Raw genomic sequence first — 5,997 nt, forward strand, 5'->3', positions numbered from 1 at the left:
ACCGTTGGCGCCATGGATGGCGCCATCGAGCACCATGGATGGGCTCTTGCGTGTCCAGAAAAGGGTGGCCCGCCCCCTCCCACGCAGGAACAGGGGGGGCGCTACTGCGACCAAACCGATCGATGCCAATGCAAATCCCGGAAAACAGAAAAGCCCGCACAAGGCGGGCTTTTTCGGTTCCTGCTGCGGCGACTGGCGCTCCCTAGGGGACTCGAACCCCTGTTTTAGCCTTGAGAGGGCCACGTCCTAACCACTAGACGAAGGGAGCGTAACTGTGTCGCTGCCGAGGCAGGAGCGCTAGTATATGCACCTCGATGCCATTGGGCAATCCCGAAACTTCAACCGGAAGCGCCAACATCATTTCCCCTGCTACATCACCGTTCAGCCTGCGCGTCATCCCGCGCGACCAGCACACGATCTCCCGCAAGGACATCAGCCCGAACGCCCTGCGCGTGCTTTATCGCCTGCGCGATGCCGGCTTCGGCGCCTACCTTGTCGGCGGCGCGGTGCGCGACCTGCTGGTCAATGGCCAACCCAAGGATTTCGACGTGGCCACCGATGCCACGCCCGAACAGGTCAAGCAGCTGTTCCGCAACTGCCGCCTGATCGGTCGTCGGTTCCGCCTCGCCCACGTTGTGTTCGGCCGCGAAATCATCGAAGTCGCCACCTTCCGTGCCAACAGCGATGACGGCAGCGGCGACCGCGAGATGGAAAACGGCATGCTCGTGCGCGACAACGTGTACGGCACCATCGAAGACGACGCGGTCCGCCGAGACTTCACCTGCAACGCCCTGTACTACGCCATCGAGGACTTCTCGGTGCGCGACTACACCGGCGGCTTCGAAGACGTCCAGGCGCGCCTGATGAAACTGATCGGCGATCCCGAGCAGCGTTATCGGGAAGACCCGGTGCGCATGCTGCGTGCGGTGCGCCTGGCGGCCAAGCTCGGCTTCCAGATCGAAGAGGGTACCGCCGCGCCCATCCCGCACCTGGCCGGCCTGCTCAACGAAGCCGCGCCGGCGCGCCTGTTCGAGGAAGTGCTCAAGCTGTTCCTGTCCGGGCACGGCGTGGCCAGCTTCGAAGGCCTTGAGCGTTACGGCCTGCTCGACGTGCTGTTCCCGGAGAGCGCCAGGGCGCTGAAGTCCAACCGCACCGGCGCGCTGCGCCGCATGCTGGTCGAGGGCCTGGCCAACACCGATGCTCGCGTGGCCAACGACGAGCCGGTCTCGCCGGCGTTCCTGTTCGCATTGCTGCTGTGGCCGGCGTTCTGCCGCGCACAGGCGACCCTGCTCAAGCAGGGAGTGGCACCGGAAGAGGCGCAGCGCCGCGCCGCCGACCGGGTCACCGTGCAGCAGCTCAGCACCATCGCGCTGCCGCGCCGCTTCTCGCTGCCGATGCAGGAGATCTGGCTGCTGCAGTCGCGCTTCAGCTCGCGCCAGCGCAAGCGCGTATTCCGTACCCTGACCCACCCGCGCTTCCGCGCCGCGTTCGATTTCCTCAGCCTGCGCCAGGTCGCTTCGTCCGAGCATGCAGTGGATGTCGAGTTCTGGCGCGAAGCACAGGCGCAGTCCGGTCGCGAGCTGGAGTCGTCGCTGGATGCGATGCACAGTGAAGACGGCGATGACGAGAGCGGGGCACCGCGCAAGCGCCGCCGTCGCCGTCGACGTCCCGGTGCTGCTGCGGCGGGCGAGTAAGCGATGACCCTCGCCTGGATCGGCCTCGGCGCCAACCTTGGCGACGCGGCCGCGACCGTGGGCGCGGCGATTGCCGCGCTGGACGGCCTGCCGGGAACGCGCCTGCGACAGGCCTCGCGGCTCTATGCAACCCCGGCCTGGGGCAATGAAGACCAGCCGCCGTTCGTCAATGCCGTGGCTGCGGTCGAAACCACCTTGGCGGCCGATGAGTTGCTGCAGGCCATGCTGGCGCTGGAGCGGGGCTTTGGCCGCGTGCGCGATCCGGCGGTGCACTGGGGGCCGCGCGCGCTGGACCTGGACCTGCTGCTGTATGGCACGCAGGTGATCGACCTGCCCGGCCTGCAGGTACCTCATCCCTATCTGCACGAGCGTGCCTTCGTGTTGGTGCCACTGGCCGAAATCGCGCCTGATCTGGCCATTCCCGGTCATGGCAGCGTGCGGGATGCAGTGGTGCGGGTGGATGCCTGCGGGATTGCGCCGATAGGGTGATAATGACCGGGTTATCTCCCCCGGTTATCAGCACATGAGCACCCACGCAGACAGCAAGCCCTGGACCGTTCCCGCCCTGGCCGAGGCCAAGCGCAATGGCCAGAAGCTGGTCATGTTGACCGCCTACGACGCCGGCTTCGCCCGCACCTTCGATGCCAACGGCGTCGATCTGATCCTGATCGGCGATTCGCTGGGCATGGTCGTGCAGGGTCATGATTCGACCCTGCCGGTGACCGTGGCCGACATGGTCTACCACACCCGCGCCGTGGCCCGCGTGCTGCAGCGTGCGCTGCTGGTGGCCGACCTGCCGTTCGGTGCCGATGCCACCCCGGAACGCGCGCTGGATGCCTCGCTGCAGCTGCTGCAGGCCGGTGCCGAGATGGTCAAGATCGAAGGTGCCGGCTTCAAGGTCGACATCATCCGCTACCTGGTCGAGCGCGAGATTCCGGTCTGCGCGCACCTGGGCCTGACCCCGCAATCGGTGCTGCGCCTGGGCGGCTTCAAGATCCAGGGCCGCGGCGATGCTGCGCGCCAGCTGGTGGAGGATGCCAAGGCCGTGGCCGCCGCAGGCGCCAGCATCATGGTGCTTGAATGCGTGCCGACCCCGGTCGCCGCCGAAGTGACCGCTGCGGTGGATGTGCCGACCATCGGTATCGGTGCTGGCCCGCAGTGCGATGGCCAGGTGCTGGTGCTGCACGATTTCCTCGGCCTGGACAGTGGCCATCGCCGTCCCAAGTTCGTCAAGGATTTCCTTGCCGAAGGCGGCTCGGTGGCCGGTGCCACCCGCGCATTTGCCGACGCCGTGCGCGACGGCAGCTTCCCCGACGAACAGCACGCCTACGCCCAATGATCCAGACCTTCAACGAGCTCGGCGCGTTGCGCGGGCAGATCGCCCAGTGGAAGCGCGAGGGCCTGCGCGTGGCGCTGGTGCCGACCATGGGCAACCTGCATGGGGGCCACCATTCGCTGGTGGCCCTGGCCCGCCAGTATGCCGACAAGGTGGTGGCGAGCATCTTCGTCAACCCGACCCAGTTCGGGCCGAACGAGGACTTCAGCCGCTACCCGCGCACGCCCGAGGCCGACGTTGCCGGGCTGGAGCAGGCTGGCTGCGATGCGGTGTGGCTGCCCAGCGTGGAGGCGATGTACCCGCTGGGCGTGGACAAGACCACGCGCGTGCACGCGCCGGGCGTGAGTGAAGTGCTGGAAGGTGCCAGCCGCCCGGGGCACTTCGATGGCGTCTGCACGGTGGTGGCGCGCCTGTTCCTGCAGGTGCAGCCGGAGGTGGCCGTGTTCGGTCGCAAGGACTACCAGCAGCTTGCCGTGATCAGGCAGATGGTGGCCGAGCTGTCGTTCCCGATCCAGATTGTTGGTGCGGAGATCGTGCGCGACGAGGATGGCCTGGCCAAGAGCTCGCGCAACCAGTACCTGAGCGCCGAACAGCGTCCGGTCGCGACCACCATCCACCGGACCCTGCTGGGCATGCGCGAAGGCTACGTGGCCGGGCAGGCACGTGATCGCATCGAGGCTGAGGCCACTGCCGCATTGCAGGCGGCCGGTTTCCAGGTTGACTACGCGGTGCTGCGCACTCCGGAGCTGGCCGAGCCGACCTTCGACGGCGGCGGCCGGGTGGCGCTGATCGCCGCACGGCTGGGTACCACCCGGCTGATCGACAACCTGGAGTTCTGAGTTCCGGCGGCGCCGCGCGATGCTTGGGGTCAGATCCCTTTCCCAGGGGAAAAGGGATCCGCCCCTGGTTTCACCGCCTACCTGAACAGGTTGCCGGCCGTAATGCCCGGCGCTGTGCGGGTGCTAGAATCCGCTCTTTCCTTTGCCGTTGCAGCGCCCCCATGCACCTGTCCCTGCTCAAGACCAAGATCCACCGCGCCACCGTCACCCATTCCGAGCTGAACTACGAAGGCTCGATCGCCATCGATGACAACCTGCTGGCTGCCACTGGCATCCGCGAGTTCGAACAGGTGCACATCTGGGACGTGACCAACGGTGCGCGCTTCTCGACCTATGCCATCCGCGCCGAAGCCGGCAGCGGCGTTGTCTCGCTCAACGGTGGCGCCGCGCGCCACGTGCAGGTCGGTGACATCATCATCATCGCCGCGTTCGCCAGCATGACCGAGCAGGAAGCTGACAGCTTCAAGCCGAAGCTGGTGTACGTTGATGGCAACAACCAGATCACCCACACCAACGACACGATCCCGACCCAGGCCGCATGACAACGAACAACGGATTCGACTCGCTGCACTCCCACGCCCAGCGCCTGAAGGGCGCAAGCATTCCCAGTCTGCTCGCCGCCGAACCCGGCCGCGTGCAGGACCTGGCGCTGCGGGTCGGTCCGTTGTACGTCAACTTCGCCCGTCAGAAATACGATGCCGCGGCGCTGCAGGCCTTGCTGGCGCTGGCTGCCGACCGTGATGTCGGTGGTGCCATCACCCGCCTGTTCCGCGGCGAGCAGGTCAATCTGACCGAAGGCCGCGCCGCGCTGCATACCGCGCTGCGTGGCGACGTGGTCGATGCGCCGGTGGCGGCCGAGGCCTATGCCACCGCGCGTGGCATCCGCCAGCGCATGGGCGTGCTGGTGCGCGCGGTGGAAGACAGCGGCGTGACCGATGTGGTCAGTGTCGGCATCGGGGGTTCCGACCTCGGCCCGCGCCTGGTCGCCGATGCGCTGCGCCCGGTCAGCGGTGCGCGCCTGCGCGTGCATTTCGTGTCGAACGTGGACGGCGCCGCCATGCAGCGCACGCTGGCCACGCTGGATCCGGCGAAGACCGCCGGCATCCTCATCTCCAAGACCTTCGGCACGCAGGAAACGCTGCTCAACGGCCAGATCCTGCACGACTGGCTGGGTGGCAGCGAGCGCCTGTATGCGGTCAGCGCCAATCCGGAGCGCGCCGCCAAGGCCTTCGCGATCGCCGCCGATCGCGTGCTGCCGATGTGGGACTGGGTCGGTGGCCGTTATTCGCTGTGGTCGGCGGTCGGTTTCCCGATTGCGCTGGCCATCGGCTTCGAACGTTTTGAACAGTTGCTGGAAGGCGCGGCGCAGATGGATGCGCATGCGCTGGATGCACCGCTGGAGCGCAACCTGCCGGTGCTGCACGGCCTCACCGACATCTGGAACCGCAACCTGCTGGGCCATGCCACGCACGCGGTGATGACCTACGACCAGCGCCTGGCGCTGCTGCCGGCTTACCTTCAGCAGCTGGTGATGGAAAGCCTGGGCAAGCGCGTGCAGCGCGACGGCCAGCCGGTCACCGTCGACACCGTGCCGGTGTGGTGGGGTGGGGCGGGCACCGATGTGCAGCACAGCTTCTTCCAGGCGTTGCACCAGGGCACCAGCGTCGTTCCGGCCGACTTCATCGGCTGTGTGCACAACGATGATCCCTATACGATCAATCACCAGGCCTTGCTGGCCAACCTGCTGGCGCAGACCGAAGCGCTGGCCAATGGCCAGGGCAGCGAAGATCCGCACCGCGACTACCCGGGGGGCCGGCCGAGCACGCTGATCCTGCTCGACGCGCTGACCCCGCAGGCGCTGGGTGCACTGATCGCCATGTACGAGCACGCTGTGTACGTGCAGTCGGTGATCTGGAACATCAACGCCTTCGACCAGTTCGGTGTCGAACTGGGTAAGCAGCTGGCCAGTGGCCTGCTGCCGGCGCTGCAGGGCGAGGATGTGGCGGTTGCCGACCCGATGACCCGCGAGATCCTGGCGCAGTTGAAGGGCTGATGCCCGGGTAGTGCCGGCCGCTGGCCGGCATCCAGGCGATGCTTCAATCGTTCACGAGGTTGCCGGCCTGCGGCC

Annotated in this window: 6 protein-coding genes and 1 tRNA gene; 6 read left to right on the plus strand and 1 reads right to left on the minus strand. The window is 67.1% G+C overall.

Annotated elements, in window-relative coordinates; genetic code table 11:
• Positions 1 to 193: 193 nt before the first annotated feature.
• Positions 194 to 268, minus strand: a tRNA-Glu gene (locus tag ABGA94_RS15495).
• Between the two features lie 52 nt (positions 269 to 320).
• Here ABGA94_RS15495 and pcnB point away from each other — a divergent pair.
• The 6 genes from pcnB to pgi all read left to right on the plus strand — a co-directional run bounded on the left by pcnB (position 321) and on the right by pgi (position 5,922).
• The gene (pcnB, locus tag ABGA94_RS15500; protein ID WP_095377484.1) at positions 321 to 1,694 is read left to right on the plus strand and encodes a polynucleotide adenylyltransferase PcnB; all 1,374 of its coding nucleotides are present in this window, start codon (positions 321 to 323) and stop codon (positions 1,692 to 1,694) included.
• Positions 1,695 to 1,697: 3 nt separating this feature from the next.
• The gene (gene folK, locus ABGA94_RS15505) at positions 1,698 to 2,183 is read left to right on the plus strand and encodes a 2-amino-4-hydroxy-6-hydroxymethyldihydropteridine diphosphokinase (protein ID WP_005416118.1); all 486 of its coding nucleotides are present in this window, start codon (positions 1,698 to 1,700) and stop codon (positions 2,181 to 2,183) included.
• Between the two features lie 34 nt (positions 2,184 to 2,217).
• The gene (gene panB, locus ABGA94_RS15510) at positions 2,218 to 3,033 is read left to right on the plus strand and encodes a 3-methyl-2-oxobutanoate hydroxymethyltransferase (protein WP_049439732.1); all 816 of its coding nucleotides are present in this window, start codon (positions 2,218 to 2,220) and stop codon (positions 3,031 to 3,033) included.
• Complete coding sequence (panC, locus tag ABGA94_RS15515) at positions 3,030 to 3,869, plus strand: pantoate--beta-alanine ligase (protein ID WP_171958211.1); 840 nt, start codon at positions 3,030 to 3,032, stop codon at positions 3,867 to 3,869. The genes panB and panC overlap by 4 nt, the downstream gene beginning before the upstream one ends.
• Positions 3,870 to 4,030: 161 nt before the next feature.
• Entirely contained in the window at positions 4,031 to 4,411 is a 381-nt protein-coding gene (panD, locus tag ABGA94_RS15520) for an aspartate 1-decarboxylase (RefSeq protein ID WP_006432456.1), read from the plus strand.
• Positions 4,408 to 5,922 (plus strand): glucose-6-phosphate isomerase, encoded by a 1,515-nt coding sequence (gene pgi, locus ABGA94_RS15525; RefSeq protein WP_375367724.1) that lies wholly within the window; start codon positions 4,408 to 4,410, stop codon positions 5,920 to 5,922. The genes panD and pgi overlap by 4 nt, the downstream gene beginning before the upstream one ends.
• Positions 5,923 to 5,997: the final 75 nt, after the last annotated feature.

It is taken from the genome of Stenotrophomonas sp. 3diitr2024 (genome assembly GCF_042136455.1).
GTDB lineage: Bacteria > Pseudomonadota > Gammaproteobacteria > Xanthomonadales > Xanthomonadaceae > Stenotrophomonas > Stenotrophomonas sepilia.

Bases quoted from the DNA above. Each gene is read 5' to 3' on its own strand.
- folK (WP_005416118.1), top strand. From the start codon at position 1,698: ATGACCCTCGCCTGGATCGGCCTCGGCGCCAACCTTGGCGACGCGGCC.
- panB (WP_049439732.1), top strand. From the start codon at position 2,218: ATGAGCACCCACGCAGACAGCAAGCCCTGGACCGTTCCCGCCCTGGCC.
- panC (WP_171958211.1), top strand. From the start codon at position 3,030: ATGATCCAGACCTTCAACGAGCTCGGCGCGTTGCGCGGGCAGATCGCC.
- panD (WP_006432456.1), top strand. From the start codon at position 4,031: ATGCACCTGTCCCTGCTCAAGACCAAGATCCACCGCGCCACCGTCACC.
- pgi (WP_375367724.1), top strand. From the start codon at position 4,408: ATGACAACGAACAACGGATTCGACTCGCTGCACTCCCACGCCCAGCGC.